At 62.7% G+C, this 16,132-nt stretch carries 11 protein-coding genes and 1 pseudogene; 3 read left to right on the forward strand and 9 right to left on the reverse strand.

Annotation, left to right across the window (positions count from 1 at the left end):
- Window positions 1-45: 45 nt before the first annotated feature.
- Both NKI64_RS25650 and NKI64_RS25655 read left to right on the forward strand, forming a co-directional pair.
- Window positions 46-1,953 carry a propionyl-CoA synthetase gene (locus NKI64_RS25650; RefSeq protein ID WP_352670825.1) on the forward strand — a complete coding sequence of 636 codons (1,908 nt, stop codon included), beginning with the start codon at window positions 46-48 and terminating at the stop codon, window positions 1,951-1,953.
- A gap of 71 nt (window positions 1,954-2,024) precedes the next feature.
- Window positions 2,025-2,726, forward strand: coding sequence for a metallophosphoesterase family protein (locus tag NKI64_RS25655; protein WP_023689995.1), 702 nt, complete (start codon window positions 2,025-2,027; stop codon window positions 2,724-2,726).
- A gap of 88 nt (window positions 2,727-2,814) precedes the next feature.
- On the opposite strand, the gene NKI64_RS25660 is transcribed toward NKI64_RS25655, so the two are convergent.
- The 6 genes from NKI64_RS25660 to NKI64_RS25685 form a co-directional block, all read right to left on the reverse strand.
- Window positions 2,815-5,193 carry a polysaccharide biosynthesis tyrosine autokinase gene (locus NKI64_RS25660; protein ID WP_023689994.1) on the reverse strand — a complete coding sequence of 793 codons (2,379 nt, stop codon included), beginning with the start codon at window positions 5,191-5,193 and terminating at the stop codon, window positions 2,815-2,817.
- Window positions 5,194-5,383: 190 nt separating this feature from the next.
- Complete coding sequence (gene galU / locus NKI64_RS25665; protein WP_023668795.1) at window positions 5,384-6,280, reverse strand: UTP--glucose-1-phosphate uridylyltransferase GalU; 897 nt, start codon at window positions 6,278-6,280, stop codon at window positions 5,384-5,386.
- A 75-nt stretch (window positions 6,281-6,355) separates the two neighbouring features.
- Window positions 6,356-7,303: a glycosyltransferase family 2 protein gene (locus NKI64_RS25670; RefSeq protein ID WP_352670828.1), complete on the reverse strand. Its 948-nt coding sequence runs from the start codon at window positions 7,301-7,303 to the stop codon at window positions 6,356-6,358.
- Window positions 7,293-8,237, reverse strand: a complete 945-nt coding sequence (locus tag NKI64_RS25675; protein ID WP_196814109.1) for a glycosyltransferase family 2 protein — start codon at window positions 8,235-8,237, stop codon at window positions 7,293-7,295. The genes NKI64_RS25670 and NKI64_RS25675 overlap by 11 nt, the downstream gene beginning before the upstream one ends.
- On the reverse strand, window positions 8,237-9,232 hold the full coding sequence (locus NKI64_RS25680; RefSeq protein WP_023694195.1) for a glycosyltransferase family 2 protein: 996 nt from the start codon (window positions 9,230-9,232) through the stop codon (window positions 8,237-8,239). The genes NKI64_RS25675 and NKI64_RS25680 overlap by 1 nt, the downstream gene beginning before the upstream one ends.
- Window positions 9,233-9,274: 42 nt before the next feature.
- Window positions 9,275-10,447 carry a glycosyltransferase gene (locus NKI64_RS25685; RefSeq protein ID WP_023694196.1) on the reverse strand — a complete coding sequence of 391 codons (1,173 nt, stop codon included), beginning with the start codon at window positions 10,445-10,447 and terminating at the stop codon, window positions 9,275-9,277.
- A gap of 294 nt (window positions 10,448-10,741) precedes the next feature.
- Here NKI64_RS25685 and NKI64_RS25690 point away from each other — a divergent pair.
- A pseudogene (locus tag NKI64_RS25690) lies at window positions 10,742-11,791 on the forward strand (polysaccharide pyruvyl transferase family protein); the annotation flags it as partial.
- A gap of 225 nt (window positions 11,792-12,016) precedes the next feature.
- On the opposite strand, the gene NKI64_RS25695 reads toward NKI64_RS25690, so the two are convergent.
- The 3 genes from NKI64_RS25695 to NKI64_RS25705 all read right to left on the reverse strand — a co-directional run bounded on the left by NKI64_RS25695 (window position 12,017) and on the right by NKI64_RS25705 (window position 16,109).
- Window positions 12,017-13,480, reverse strand: coding sequence for a lipopolysaccharide biosynthesis protein (locus NKI64_RS25695; protein WP_023684224.1), 1,464 nt, complete (start codon window positions 13,478-13,480; stop codon window positions 12,017-12,019).
- A complete protein-coding gene (locus NKI64_RS25700; RefSeq protein ID WP_023694198.1) occupies window positions 13,477-14,646 on the reverse strand; it encodes a glycosyltransferase in 1,170 nt (389 codons plus the stop codon). The genes NKI64_RS25695 and NKI64_RS25700 overlap by 4 nt, the downstream gene beginning before the upstream one ends.
- Before the next feature lie 221 nt (window positions 14,647-14,867).
- Window positions 14,868-16,109: a glycosyltransferase gene (locus NKI64_RS25705; RefSeq protein WP_023696969.1), complete on the reverse strand. Its 1,242-nt coding sequence runs from the start codon at window positions 16,107-16,109 to the stop codon at window positions 14,868-14,870.
- Between the last annotated feature and the right edge of the window lie 23 nt (window positions 16,110-16,132).

Genomic DNA, 16,132 nt, shown 5'->3' on the forward strand with positions numbered 1-16,132 from the left:
CGCATAGGCTATTGCAAGATAGAGAGTTTTCCCGAGGAGGGATGAATGGCGTCACGCTACCACGAGGTCTATGACGGCTGGAAACGCGACCCAGAACAATTCTGGGCCGATGCGGCCGAGGCGATCGACTGGTATTCGCCGTGGACCAGCGTCTTCGATGCCAAGGCCGGCGTTTACGGGCGCTGGTTCAACGGCGCCAGCTGCAACACCTGCTTCAACGCTCTCGATCGCCATGTCGCAGGCGGCCGTGCCGACCAGATCGCACTTATCTACGACAGCGCGATCACCGGCACGGTCAAGAAATTCACCTATGCCGAATTGAAGCGCGAAGTGGTAGCGCTGACTTCGGTGCTCAAGAACCGCGGCATTCGCAAAGGCGACCGCGTCATCATCTACATGCCGATGGTGGCCGAAGCGGCGGTCGCGATGCTTGCCTGTGCCCGCATCGGCGCGGTGCATTCGGTGGTGTTCGGCGGCTTTGCCTCGCACGAGCTCGCCACCCGCATCGACGACGCCAAGCCGAAGCTGGTCATCTCCGCGTCCTGCGGCCTGGAGCCTGGACGTGTCGTGGCCTACAAGCCGCTGCTCGACAAGGCGATCGAAATGTCCCGCCACAAGCCGGACGCCTGCCTGATCCTGCAGCGCGACCAGCTGCGCTGCGATCTGAGGGAGCATTACGATATCGATTTTGCCGACGCCGTTGCCCGCGAGCGCGCCGCGAGCGCCAACGTCGATTGCGTTCCGGTGCTCGCCACCGACCCGCTCTACATCATCTACACCTCCGGCACGACCGGCCAGCCGAAGGGCATCGTGCGCGACAATGGCGGCCACATGGTCGCGCTCAAATGGACGATGGAAAACGAGTTCGGCGTCAGACCGGGCGAAGTATTCTGGGCGGCCTCCGATGTCGGCTGGGTGGTCGGCCATTCCTACATCGTTTACGGACCGCTGCTGCATGGTGCGACAAGCGTGCTGTTCGAGGGCAAGCCGATCGGCACACCCGACGCCGGCACCTATTGGCGGGTGATCGCAGAACACGGCGTGGTCGCGCTGTTCACCGCGCCGACGGCCTTCCGCGCCATCAAGGGGCAGGACCCCAAGGGCGAATTCGTGCCGAAATACGATCTGTCGAAATTCCGCACTCTGTTCCTGGCCGGCGAACGCGCAGACCCGGAAACCATCAAATGGGCGGAGCAGAAACTCAACGTGCCGGTGGTCGATCATTGGTGGCAGACCGAGACCGGCTCGCCGATGACCATCAACCCGGCGGGCCTCGGCCTGCTGCCGGTGAAATACGGCTCGCCCGGCGTGCCGATGCCGGGCTACGACATTCGCGTGCTCGACGATGCCGGCCATGAAGTGCCGCGCGGCACACTTGGCAATGTGGCGGTGAAACTGCCGCTGCCGGCCGGCTGCCTGCCGACGCTGTGGAATGCCGACGAGCGTTTCCGGCAAGCCTATCTCGAGGAATTTCCCGGCTTCTACAAGACGGCCGATGCCGGCATGATCGACGACGACGGCTACCTCTATGTCATGGCGCGCACAGACGACATCATCAATGTCGCCGGACACCGGCTGTCGACCGGAGCCATGGAGGAGGTGCTTTCAGCGCATCCCGATGTTGCCGAATGCGCCGTCATCGGCGTCGCTGACGCTATGAAGGGCCAGGTCCCGCTCGGCTTCGTCGTGCTCAATGCCGGTGTGTCGCGCGATACCGCTGCCATCGAAGGCGAAGTGGTGGGGCTGGTGCGCGAACGGATCGGCCCGGTCGCGGCCTTCAAGACCGTGGTGACGATCAAGCGCCTGCCCAAGACGCGCTCCGGCAAGATCCTGCGCGGCACCATGCAGAAGATCGCCGACAAGGAAGAATGGACGATGCCGGCGACTATCGACGATCCCGCCATTCTTGACGAGATCACCGCGGCGCTCAAAGCCCGCGGCATCGGGGTCTGACGGCCCCAGTGGCGTTGTTCCAGCGATCCAGGCCCCCCCGGCCGGCGCCGCGCGAGCGCCTGGAAATGGATATGGACGACACCGTCGTCTACGCGATCGGCGACGTGCATGGCTGCTACAAGGAATTGCTGTCGCTGGAGCAGAAGATCCAGCTCGACGCGCTGCAATTTCGCGGCCGCAAGATTATCGTCATGCTCGGCGACTATATCGATCGCGGGCCGCAATCGGCGCGCGTGCTCGACCACCTCTTGGCGCTGCCGCCAACAGGGTTCCTGCGCGTCTGCCTGGCGGGAAACCACGAAGTGGCCATGCTGAACTATCTCGACGGCTATCTGTCGCGGGACCGCTGGCTGGCGGTCGGCGGCCGCGAGACTCTGTTTTCCTATGGGGTCGATCCGGCGCGGCTTGCCAGCCTCTATGCCTCGAGCGACGCGGTCGACCGGCGCGTGAAGGAGGTCATTCCGGCCAGCCATATCGACTTCCTGCGCAGCCTGCCGGTGCTGCTCTGTTCGGATAAATTCGTTTTCGTCCATGCCGGCATCAGGCCGGGCATCGACCTGGTCGCACAGGATGAGCAGGATCTGCTCAACATCCGCGACGAGTTCTTCAAGGCCGCACATCTGCTCGACCGCCTTGTGGTGCATGGGCACACGCCGGTCGATATCCCCAGGCTTGACGGGCGAAGGCTCGGCATCGACACCGGCGCCTTTCAGAGCGGACGGCTGACAGCGCTCAGGATCGCGGGTAAGTTCGGCAAGCTGATCTTTTCCTGACCTGCCGTGCTTCTTCGTTTGAGCGTGATCTTTTCCGAAAACCGGATCCGCTGTCCGGATCACGCTCCTTTTCAGGATCGCGCTCCGTTCAGGCGGCGGTCTTGGCTCGCACGTCCGATTTCTCCAGATAGTAGGTCGAATAGCGGTCGAAGAACTTTTCCGAGCCGCCGAGCGAGCCGTATTTCGGCAGCTTCTTCAGATCGACCTTGTTGAGCACGGCGCCGACGACCTTGCTTGCGACGTAGGGTTCCTGCTCCAGCAGCGAGCGCACCATGGCGCGCGGCGTGCGGCCCCATTCGGCAACCAGCACGAAGCCGTCGACCAGCGGCGCAAACGCCTTGGCGTCGACCACGGGGCCGAGCGGCGGCAGGTCGACGATGATGTACTCGAACGTCTCCTTGGCGTTGTCGATGAAGCGCCGCATTCCGGCCGACGACAGCAGCTCGCTGGTATGCGAGAATTGCCCACGCAGCACGGCCGGGATGATCGCCAGCTTGGTCTGGCGGTCGACTTTGCCGACCGACTGCCAGGTCTGGCCGTTGACCACGGCCTCCATCAGCCCCTGCTCGGCTTCCATGCCGAGGTTGCGGCTGAGGCCAGGATTGCGCAGATCGGCGTCGATCAAAAGCGTCTTCGAGCCGTTGGCGGCCAGCAATCCGGCGAGATTGGCGGCGACCGTAGACTTGCCCTCGCCGGGCAGGACCGAGACCACGCCTATGACCCGGCTGCCTTGCCCTTCCATGACGACGTCGAAGGCGATCTTGGCGTTGCGCAGCGTTTCGGAGAACATTGATGCCGGCGCATCGACGCTGACCCGCATGCGCGCCCGTTTCTCGGCCGCCGACAATGTGTTGGCGCCTTTGGCATCCGCCGCACCGCCGTCGGCGTCCTTGCCGAGCCTGCCGCCGATCATCGGCAAATAGCCGAGGAATTTGAGGCCGACGCGATCGCGAATGTCCTCGCCGGTCCTGAAGAAGCGCTCGTTGAACTCATTCAGGCCACCAAAGCCGGCGCCAAGCAGCACGCCAAGCACCAGCGACAGCGCCAGCACCCTGGAGGTGCGCGGGCTCGAGGCGGAAAGCGGCGTTGAGGCATCCGAGATGATGCGGACCTTGCCGACCGGGAAGGATTGCTGCTGCGAGGCCTCCTCGTAGCGGCTAAGGAAGGTCTGGTAGAGCGTGGTCAGCGCCTGCGCCTGCTGGTCGAGTTCGCGCAGTTTGACCTGGCTCTGGTTGTCGATGGAGCTCTTGCCGGCCGCGTCGGCGATCTTCTGCCTCAGTGAGGTCTCGCGTGAAAGCGCGACTTCATATTCATTGCGATAGCTTTCGGTCAGTTGCTTCAACTCGCCGAAAATCTGGGTCGACAGGTCGGCCTTTTCCTTGGCCAGCGCCACCGCCTGCGGATGGTCGGCGCCGAAATTGGCCGTCACGTCCTGCAGCCGCTTGGCCACTGCGAGATAGCGGGTCTTGAGCGTTGCAATGACGGAGCTTGCCGGCTGATCGCTTGAGATGGCGGAATCGTTGAAGGCATTGTCCGAGCCGCTTTCGACGATGGTCTTGTATTGCTGATAGCGGGCGCTGGCGCGCGCCGTATCGGCCTGCGCGACGATCAGTTGCGCGGTGAGATCGGCAATCTGCTTGTCGCTGATCAGCTGGCCGTCGCTGTTGGCGGCCAGACCATGCTCGGCCCTGAATTTCTCGACCGCCATAGCGGCCGCCTGTGAGTTCTGACGAAGCTCGGTCAGCCGGCCCTGCAGCCAGACCGCAGCGCGCTCGGTGGCGTCGAAGCTGGCATTGAGCTGGTCGGCGAGATAGGCGTCGGCATAGGCCTTGGTGATGGCGGTGGCGAGCGCCGGATTGGTCGACTGGTAACCGATGGCGAGCACATAGGAGCGGCCGTTGCGCTGCGCCAGCACCTCGCTCTGCAGCTTCAGCACGGCATAGTCGTGGCGCGCCGTCTGCATCATGGCCTGGCGTGTCGCCTCATCGACGTTTTCCATGCCGGGAATCTGCTCGGCGGAACTTGAGCGGAAATAGCCGATCACGCCGCGCACGAAGCCGATGCCCTTGACCAGCGCCGATTGCGGCGGGTTCATGAACTCTGCGTTCTGGTCGAGTTTCAGCTTGTCGACCACCACCGAGGCCAGCCGCGCCGAGGTGATGATTTCGATCTGGCTGAGCAGGGCGGCGTCGGTCTGCATGGTGACGGATGCAGCCGAGATGTCGTCGATGACCTTGTTCAGGCCTTCGTCGATCAGCACGCTGGCGACCGACATGTATTGCTTGGGCGTGGTCTGCAGATAGAGCAACCCCAGGAACAGGCCGATGATGGCGCAGACCGCCACCACCTTGACCTGACGCGCCGCCATGCCAAGCAGGCGCTCGACGTCGATGAAGTCTTCACCCTTTTCCTGATCGGGGTTGGGCAATGGCATCCTCTTGTCGAGAGGAAAGCTGGCATAATTCATCTTCGATCCAATTCTAGGTTACAGGCGCCGGAGCGAGACGGGTCAGGTCCCACCTCGTCCGAAGCTGCGGAGATCGGGGGCAAGATATGCAACGCAAGCTTCATGCCATCCGGCGCCGGGCCTGAGCGGCCAGGCGTGCAGGCATGAGCCGCGCCATCGTCCAAACGCATATGCCCTCGAAAGATGGGCATTATGCGGCCACTTCCTGACGCTCATGCGACCGCACGAACGCCTGCAGCATTTCCAGCACAGGTCCCTTCATGTCGTCGCGCGCCAGCGCGAAGGCGATGGTCGCCTCTATGAAGCCTTCCTTGGAGCCGCAGTCGAACATGCGGCCATTGAAAGGCTGGGCAAAGAAAGACTGGCTTTTCGCCAGCCGCACCATGGCATCGGTAAGCTGGATTTCGTTGCCGGCGCCGCGCTGCTGGTTGCCCAGCAGCGAGAAGATCTCGGGCTGCAGGATGTAGCGGCCGTTGATGTAATAGTTCGACGGCGCATTGGCCGGCGCCGGCTTTTCGACCATGGCCGTCACCTCGAAGCCGCTGCCTGTCTCGGCGCCGCGCCCGACGATGCCGTATTTGCTGGTCTCGCTGGGATCACAGCGCTCGACGGCGATCACATTGCCGCCGGTCTGCTGATAGAGATCGACTGTTTCAGCCAGGCAACCTCGGCGACCGAACGACACCATATCGGGGAGCAGCAGGGCGAAGGGCTCGTCGCCGATGACTTCGCGTGCGCACCACACCGCATGGCCGAGACCATGTGGCGACTGCTGGCGGATGAAGCTGGTGGCGCCGGCCACGGGCAGCATGCTTTCGAGCGCCTCCAGCTGGGTCTTCTTGCCGGTTTGTTCGAGCGTTCCAATCAGTTCGGGGTGCAGGTCGAAGTAGTCCTCGATGACAGCCTTGTTGCGGCCGGTGACGAACACGATGTGCTCGATGCCGGCTTCGAAGGCCTCGTCCACCGCATATTGGACGACCGGCCGGTCGACCACGGGCAGCATCTCCTTCGGAATCGACTTGGTTGCCGGCAGGAACCGTGTTCCAAGCCCCGCCACAGGGATGACTGCCTTCCTGATTTTCTTCATCGCAAATTCCTTCTGAGCAGATCGATTTCAGCCTGTTGCAGGCCACGAACAAACGTCTTCATGTACTCGCCCTCCTTACTCCGCGCCGACAGCAAACTGCGCCGCCACCCTTTTGAGGCGGACGGCGATCGGCATCGACATGTGCCTGACAGCCGCCGGATCACTTAGCGCGGTGCGTATCGCTTTCAACGGCGAACGCGCCTTGATGTGCTGGACCAGCGACAGGAACGATGCCGCCTTGCGCAGGCTGCGGGCGCGTTTGGCGAAGGCGGCCGCAGCAGCAGCGTCCATGGAATTGGTCTCGGCGAAGACCGCGTCGGCCTTGCGCATCGCCTCGATATGGTGAAGCTCGAGCACGCGCGAGATCGAGCCCGTGCGGATGTGGTAGATATAGCCGGTCGTCGGCTCGACGACGCATTTTCCGCTCTTGGCCAGCGCGTTGGCGAGCAGGATGTAATCCTCGCCTATGCTCAGACTTTCATCATAGCGAAGCCCGTTTTCGATCAGGAAACGGCGCTGGAAGATCGGCTTGAGATAGCCAAGGTTGAACGTGGATTCGAAAACGATGTTGCCAGCGATGTAGTCGGCGAGCGTGATTTCACGCAGGCCCTCCAGATATTTGGCGGGAAACATCGTCGCTTCGGCAATGCCGTCCTCGCGCACCACCTGGAGGTTGTCGACGGCGATTACAGCGCCCGCACTTTCGGCTCGCGCGATCATGGCGGCGAGCCGCCCGGGCAGGACGGCATCGTCGGAATCGAGCACCGCGACCCAGCGGCCTGTGGCGAGGTCGAGGCCGGCATTCCTGGCGCCGCCAGGGCCACGATTTGCCGGCAGCGCAACCACTTTGACGACATCTTTTGGATAGGCTCTTGCGACGTCGAGCGTGTTGTCGCGCGACTGGTCATCGGCGACGATGATTTCGACGCTGACATCGCGCTGGGCCATGGCGCTTGCGATCGCCCGGTCGAGCGTGGCCGCGGCATTGTAGGCTGCGATGACAAAGGAGACGTCAGGCTGCACGCTTGCCTCCTTGCTGCGGGGAAGACAGTCCGTATTGGCGAATTTCGCTGATACCGACGAGGCCGCTGACGACGCCGACATGCATGATGCCGCGCAGCACGCTGCGGTTGCGGCGGACCGGGCTAATCGCGGTCAACGCCGCCATGCCGAAGCAATAGACGGCCTTGGCCGAGGCAAGGCCGACAGCCTTCGCACGCTCTATCACGCCTGCGTCATGGCCGATGAGGTGGCCGTGCGTCTGGCCGAAGCGGAAGCGGCGGCGGCGCAGCCAGTCGAAAGCGGCTCGCGAACGCGGCACGACTTCCTCGACCCACGCCTCCGGCGCAAAGGCGATGCGACCGCCTGCCTTGACCATGCGGTCGAAGAATTCGGTGTCCTCGCCGCCGCTCTGGCCGCGCGCCAGGCTGAAACGACGGTCGCGCAAGCTGTCGGCGCTCATCCTCAAAAGGACGTTGCAGGTGTAGCCGGTGCGGATTTCGCCCTGCACCCAGACCGGCAAGGTCGAATGGAAATCGCCCTTGCGCATCCAGTCCGGCGCATCCGAGCGGTAGAGCGCCCGCACCGGACCGAGCACGGCCTCGGCGCCGCTTGTCTCCGCGATAGCAATCAGTTCGGCCAGCCATTGCCGGGAAGCGGTTTCATCGTCGTCGATGAAGGCGACAAAATCGGCCGTGCTGGCATCAAGACAGGCGTTGCGGGCAACCGAGATGTTGCGCGCCGGGGCGTGCCGGTAGCGGGCCACGAGCTTCAATTCGCTCGCCAGCGCGGTCACCAGCGGCTCGGCGGTCGGCTCGTCGTCATTGTCGGCGACGATGACGCCGATGCCGAAACCGGCAGGCATATCCATGGCAGCGAGCGACCGCAGCGTGTCGGCCAGTTCCGGCCGCCGGAACGTGCAGACGCAGATGTCGATTCGGCGGCTGTCGGCGACCATCATGCCACCCCGCGCTGCGATCGCGAGCCGAGCAGTTGCAGCCAAAACCCGAGCGACCAGCCGAAATGCATGACCATCGCCGAAATGCCCGCCAGCACATTGTTGGGATTGCGCTGGCTGATGGCGGTCACAGCGCCGTAGCCCAGACAGACCGAAGCCCAGACCAGCAGCGGCACCGCCGCCAGCCAGTGGATAAAGGAAAATACCGCGAGAAGGACGACCGGCGCCACCAGCAGCGGGATCATCTGCCGAACTTTCGGGATCATGCGGTGCTTGAGCACATTCTTGGCGCGGCCGCGGCCATAGCCGAGATATTGGAAATACAGGCCCTTCAGCGACGAACGCGGATAGTAGACCATCTGCGTCTTGCCGCTCATCCAGATGCGGTAGCCTGCCCGGCGCAGGCGGTAGTCGAGTTCGGCATCCTCATTGTGGCTGAAGGTCTCGTCATAGCCGCCGACCGCGGTGAAGGCCGAGATCCGGATCAGCGCGTGATGGCCATGGTCCACCCATTCGCCGGCGGAAAGGTGCCGGTGCTTGGAGCCGCCGGTGCCGAGCTTGGAATTCTGCGCCGCCGCGACCGCTTTCTGCACCGCGCCGCTGCCGCTGGTCAGCATCGAGACGACGACCGAATCGGCTGAAGTGGCGAGCGCCTCCTCGACCAGCCGGTCGCAATAATCGGCGGGATAGCCGCCATGGGCATCGATGCGGATCAGGTATTCGGCGCCGTCACCGAGGCTGGCGACGGCGAGATTGATCGCCGCGCTCTGGATACGTTTTGGGTTGTTCAGGAGGACGACCTGAGGGTCCTTGGCCGCAACCGCTTCGGCAATGGCCAAAGTACCATCGGTGCTGCCGCCATCGGCAACGACGATGCGGGCGCCGAGCCTTAGCGCTGCCGGCCTGAGCTGCTCGAGCAACGCGCCGATATGGGCTGCCTCATTCAGGCACGGAATGACGATCAGGCTTGGCGGCAGCGCTTCGGTTTGCGTCATCGGCGCCTTTCCATGAACTGCACTTTTGTCATTGGTCATCCTTCAGGCCAGTGCCTCGGTGGCGAACGAACCAGGGGCAACCGCAAGGCCGCGCAGCCTGTCGACAAAGGCGCGGCAGTCGCTGCGGTCGTAACTCCAGGTTCGTGGGTTGCGGGCCAGCACACGCGCCTTGGCCTTGCCGAAGTGCTCCTGGTCCATGCGGCCGAGCGCGGTTTCCAGGATTTCGGGCGTGGCATCGGAAAGCAGGACGCCAACGTCCTGCTGGTTGAGAAAGCGCCCGGTCTCGGTATTGCCCATCGAGATCGGTACGGCGCCGAAGCGGCAGCCCTCATAGAGGCGGTTGGGCAGCAGCCATTCCGAATTCTGCCCTTCCTCGAAGAAATCGATCGCCCAGGAAAAATGCACTTCGCCGTAGATCGCGGCCATGTCTTCCGGGTTGCGGTAGGGGCCACGAAAGGAGAGATAGGGTTCGGCCTCGACAAAAGCGTGGAAATCCGGGAATTCCGAGAGTGCCGGACGGCCCCGGAGGACGACCTCGAAGCGCCCGCCCTGACGGCGCGTGAAGTCGGCCAGCAGCTCCAGCGAGCGGCGGCAGCGCAGCGCGCCGAACCAGCCGATGCGCCACGGGGGTGCTGCAGGGTTTTCGGCCGTTGACCTGTCATCCAAGGCGATCGGCGCGGTTTCGAAGTATTTGTTTTCGACCAGTTCCACCGGTGCGGCGACCTGCCCGAACGGCTTGAAATAATTGGCGATGAAGGCCGGTGAGCTCGTCACCAGAAGCTTCACGTCGCGGGCGAGATAACGCTCCGCTGTGCGCAGCGCTTTGCCCAGCATGTCATTGCGCAGCACCAGGCGATGAATGTCGAGGCATTCGTAGACGATCGGCACGCCGCCGCGAAAGGCGGCCTTGGCGCGCCTGGCCAGCGCCAGCATTTCCAGATTGCGCGCGATGATGAGGTCGGGCTTCGGCATCGCCGCAAGCTTCGAGCCTATCGACAGCGCCGCCTTGGCGACCGCCGCCAGACGCTGGCCGAATCGGCCGTCACGCGTCGCGCCGAGGTCGACCGGCTGCAGCCCCTCGACGTCGGGAACAGCATTTGTGGTCCGACGGAAGCCGGCCAACGTGACCCGCGCGCCGCCTGCCTTGAGCATTATGATCCGCCGGCGCACCGCCGGGTCGGAAACATCGTGCACAAGGTACAAGACATGCAGCATGAAAACTCGACCGCTGTTGGCCCACCCACGGGAATGCTAACCCAGCTTTTGCTGCATCGCAACATTTTTGGTGCGCCGTAGCATAAGTGCACGTTTTTTGTTGCACTGCAAAATTGATGCGTTACCCTCCGTCGGGCTTGAGCGCCGCTCTGACTGGTCACCCAGCCCGATGCAGCGATGAATTGTGACGCGAGCCGCATCGGGATCGTCCTGGCGTGGGTATTTTCGGTCACCATGCCCGTCCTAGGCACCGCAGGCCCCGCCGCGGAATCTGCTGACGAAATGAGGTATCCCATGAAGATCGTCGTTGAAAACACAGTCTGCCTGAATACCGGGGATGCGGCGATTCTGCTGGCGATCCGCCACATTCTCAGGACGATCGTGCAAGGCGACGTGCGGTTTGCCGTCTTCGACAGCCAGCCCGAGGTTGCGGAACGACTCTATCCGAAGACGGATTATCCCGACCTCGAATTTCATAAGCTGCTGTCGGAATCCCTGTTCCGATACAAGAATGGCAGCGGGCTGAGGGACCGGTTCAAGCCGATCTACAATCGGCTCGTTCTCCAGGCCCTGCGCTGGTTTGGCAGCAGCGCGCTAGGCAATTTTTTCAGCCATCGCGACCGGCGCGGTCTCGATATCTACGCCGACGCGGACATGGTGGTCACCACAGGGGGAACCTATCTCGTCGAGAACTACAATCTCGAACGACGCCTCAATCAGTTCAGGCTCGATGCCGTATTTGGCAAAGATCCGGTCTTCTTCACGCAATCCCTCGGTCCGTTCGACAAAAGTTACAACCGCCAGGAGCTCGGCCCGATCTTTGACCGCAGTCCGCTCATCCTGTTGCGCGACGAACGGTCGCGGACCCATATCCGGGACTTGGTGAAGGATCTCGGAAAGTGCCACGTGGTGGCCGATGCCGTATTCGCCTTGGCCGATACCGACAGGATCGGCAAGCGTCTCGCTTCCAGCCAGCCGCCGGCGTCGACGGGCCGCGTCGCTATTTCGGTCCGCCACTGGAACTACGTCAGCGACGGTGAGGGCGGCATGCGCCGCTATCTGGATTCGATCCGCGAGATCGCCACAATTCTTGTCAGGGACCTTGGCAAGGAGGTGACCTTCGTCTCCACGTGTCAGGGCGTGCCGGAATATGCCCATGACGATTCCAAGACCGCACAGGCCATCGTTGCCGAGCTCGATCCTGAGATCGCCAGCCACGTGACAGTGGACGCTTCGTTCCACACGCCGGACCAGTTGATGGGGCTGGTGAAGGGCTTCGACTTCGTCGTCGCGACGCGCATGCATATGATGATCATGTCGCTTTGCGTCGGCACGCCGGTGCTGCCGATCGCCTACGAGTTCAAAACCAAGGAAGTGGCCAAGCGAATCGGTGTCGACGATGTGCTGCTCGACATCGACACCGTGACGCCCGAAGAGGCGCGCGAAAAGCTCGGCCGGTTTGCGGGAAATCTCGACCGATATCGCAAGACAAGCCTTCAGGCCGTGCTCGAAGAACATGCTTCGGCAATGTCGGCCACAAACCTGCTGGCGCCGCTGATCGCCGGCCGCTCAGCGGATATTGCGCGCGGCGTTGGACAGGGTGGTGAACAAGGCGCGTCGCGACTGCGGGACGGCAAGCATGAAAACGAGACCGATGCCGTAGTTGAGGGCAAGCGCCAAAAAGACCGCGAGCAGGTCTGACTGGCCCGTTAGAGACGCCGGCAACCACAGGTACAGGAACCAGGCAAGCAGGGACGAGGCGATGAAAAGCCCCTGCATGAGCAGGAAGTCGGCGGCGGTCACCGGACCGACGCGATGGACCAGTAGCGCCAGCACGGGAACGCGCAGCACGTAACCGCTGATGGCATAGGCCGCGGCAACGCCGACGGCGCCCCAGTGCAGGCCGACGACGAAGGCAGCGACGGTCGTCAGCGACGAATAGATGCCCCAATGGAACATGGTCTTCGTCTTGCCCTGACAGATGAATATCCATCCCGTCGTGCTTGAAACGGACTGGACCAGGCTGGCGATGCCCAGCCAGGCAAAGATCGGTGCGACCGGTGCCCAGCCCGCGCCGAAGAGAAGTCCGACGATCTGATTAGAGGTCAGCGTCAGCGCCGCGATGCCCGGCATGGTAACGGCCGCCAGCATCCAGTTGGTGCGCACATAGATATCGCGAAAGCGGGCCTTGTCATCGTGAATGCGGCTGAGCAGCGGCACCATGACCCGTGTCAGCGGCTGGTTGATGTTCTGCAGCGGGAACAACAGGAGCTTGTAGGCGCGGTCGTAATAGCCGAGTTCGATCGCACCGGAATATTTTCCGATGAGAATGTTGTCGAGATTGCGCGAGAAGAAGTTGGCGAGGTTGAAGCCGGTCAGGTTGGCGCCGAACGACAATATATCGGCATCGACCTTCAGGTCCGGCCGCAAAGGCGTCCAACGCGCCACCAGCCAGGCGGCAGCCAGGGCGATAGCTGCCGAAACCGCCGGGCCGATGACCAGCGACCAGTAGCCCAACCCCGCATAGGCCGCGATCGCGGCGGCCAGCAGTCCGGCGGCGGCGCTTATCACATCGTTCAGTGCGAGCTGGCCGAACTGCAGGTGCCGGTTCATCAACGCCAGCGGCACTGCGGCCAGACTGCCGAGAAGCAGCGGCAGGGCAGAGCCAAGGGTGATGCCGGACATACGTTGATCGCCATAGAACGCGGCGATGGCAGGCGCCAGGCCGGCCACTACCACGGCACTACCCAGCCCGACGAGCGCGCTGATCCAGAACACCTGGTTGAGCTGCTGGTTGCTGATGTCCTTGCGCTGAACCACAGCCTGCTGCAGGCCCAGATTCTGAAGCAGCCCGACGAAGGCGACGATCGGCCCGACGGAAGCCACCAGACCGAAATCCTCGGGGACGAGCAGACGGGCCAGCACGATGACGGAGAGAAACTGGATCGCCATCTTGAAGCCCTGGGCGCCGATGGTTACCAGCCCGCCGCGCAGGGCGACACGACCGAACTGGGGGGGCGGATTGGCGTTCATGCAAGCGACCTCGTTTCGCCAAGCCGCATGGCGATTTCCACGAAATGTTGGTTCAGCAGATCGGAGTTGAACTCGGCCTCGATCTTCTTGCGCGCCGCGAGAGCGATCTCTTCACACGGCTTCGGATTCTCGGCGATCCAGGCAAGCTTTCCGGTCAGCGCCGCAACGTCCCGCTCAGCCACGAGAAAACCCGTCTTGTGATCGTCGATCAGTTCAGGGATCCCGGAATGATATGTGCTGACCACCGTCAGGCCGGCGGCCATCGCTTCCATCAGCGAAACCGGAATGCCTTCCAGATCGCCATCGCGGGCGCCGACGCTGGGCAGCAGGAATACATGCGCATCGCGCAGACGCTGTTTGACTTCGCTGTGCGGCCGGGGCCCAAGAAAATTCACCCTGTCGGCAATGCCGAGCTCTGCGGCGATCCCCTTCAGCTGCTCGAGAAGTTCTCCGCCGCCGATCACCGAGTAGATCCAGTCTCGCCGCGGCAGGCCAGCAAGCGCGCGAAGCGCATATTCGATGCCCTTCTTTTCAGTCAGGCGGCAGACCGAGATGAAAGAGAGCGTAGCCTGCTCCCATGAACGCCACCGATAGTCGATGTCACTCGGCCGCACCCCCATATGGTGAACCACAACCTGCTCCGGCGATGCACCGACCTCAATCAAGGCATCGCGGAAAAACGCATTCACCGGCAGTTGAAGAACGCCCTTTTCGAACACAATCTTGTAGCGCGCGAGCGTATTGTCATGCAGCGGTTCGCCGACATCACGGCCGTGAAATATCGTCACCAGGGGAGCGGAAATCCTCCCGCGCTTGATGGCGCGGGCCACGCGCATGCCGTTGTTGCCGAAATGGGCAACGATGACGTCGGCGCCCTGCAGTTTTCGGGCATGAGCAATGTCGATGGCGGTCGAGAGCTTGTCCCAGAACCTGCCGGACCACTTCCTGAGCAGCGGGCGATAGCGACCCAGGCCACCCCACCAGCATATGACCTTTCCTGGCAGCGCCTGCCAGCGCGGATCATCGATGTTGCTGTCCCTGCCGAAGGACGTCTCGTTGCAGACGACGCCGACTTCCATGCCGCGCTCAAGGCATCCGGCTATCTGGTCGAGAACAAAGGTTTCGGACAATGAGGGGAACTTGTCGACTACGAAGCAAATCTTCATCGGCAGGATGCGCTCGTGCGGAGAGCCGGTGTGCCCTTGACAAAAGCCGGGCCGAAAACAGGGTGCCGGAGGCACAAGACATGCAGCATGGAACTCTACCGCTGTTGGCCCACCCGCAGGGACGTTAGTATAGGTCTTGCTGCACTGCAACATTTTTGGTGCACTGTAGCAAGATTTCCCTCGGCTTGGCGTGTCTGCCGATCAAACGCAGAGCAGCAGTGTCAGCCGGCAGATGAAGGATCCGCCAGGCCCTCGGAAACCCCGACATGACCGGCAGGTTCATGCGCAGGGCTCGATGTGGCCAGTTGGGTAACGATCTGCGCAAAACGTTCATTCAGAACATCTGCGTTGAAGTCGTCCTCGACTTTGCGGCGTGCGGCAAGCGCGATACGCTCGCATTCGGTCGGGTGCTCCCCGGCCCAGGCAAGCTTGCCGGCAAGCGCTGAAATATCTCGCTCGGGCGTAAGCAACCCCGTCTCCCCATCCTTGATGAGCTCCGGGATTCCCGAATGATACGTGCTGACCGCAATCAATCCGGCGGCCATGGCCTCCATGAGCGCGACCGGAATGCCTTCCATATCCCCGTCGCTGGCAGTGATACTTGGCAGCAAAAAGAGATGCGCCATGCGAAGCCGTCTTTTCACCTCTGCGTGAGGGAGGCTGCCGAGGAATGTTACGCGACCAGCCAAGCCCAGCTCTACAGCCAGCCTCTCCAGATTCATCCGCAGAGGACCGTCGCCAACAATGTCGTAACGCCAGTCTAGCTGCGGCTGGGAGGCCTTGAGGGAGGCCAGGGCTCGCAAGGCGAACTCGACGCCTTTCTTTTCGACCAGGCGGCAAACCGTCGTCACGACCAGTTGGGTGCCTTCCCACGATTCCCAGCGATAGCCGATTTCGCGGGTGTCAATTCCCATATGGTGGACCGTCGTGCTCGCCTGGGACAGGCCGGCTTCCAGCAGCATCGTGCGGAAGTAATCGTTGACGGGCAGGTTCAGGGTCCCATGCTTGGTCAGCCCGGCATATTGTGTCGCGAGCACTGCCTGCCGCGCCGGGATCGCCACGTCCGCGCCGTGAAAGATGGTTATGATCGGTGGTTTGAGCACCTTCCATTTCTTCAGTGCGGCTGCTCTCTCGCCGTTCTGTCCGAAGTGGGCGACAATCACGTCGCAGCGGTTCAGGCGGCGTGCAAAGGCGATGTCGAGAACGGTCGAGGCCTTGTATCGCAGACGCGGCGGCAGACGCTGTACAAATTTGCTGATTACAGCGGCCCATCGCCACCAATGTCGGGTTCTGGCGAGCAGCGTCGCCATCGGCTCGCTTTGCCGGTCAATTCGGTGGTCACCTTGCATCTTTTCGCAGACCACTTCGACCTGAAAGCCCCGCGCCAGCAGCCCAGCCATCTGGTCCACGACGAAGGTTTCCGAAAGCAGAGGGAATTCGCCGACGACAAAGCCCACGCGCATGACCCGCCCATAAGGTTGGGGCT

This window comes from Mesorhizobium sp. M0478 (genome assembly GCF_040321305.1).
Classification (GTDB): domain Bacteria; phylum Pseudomonadota; class Alphaproteobacteria; order Rhizobiales; family Rhizobiaceae; genus Mesorhizobium.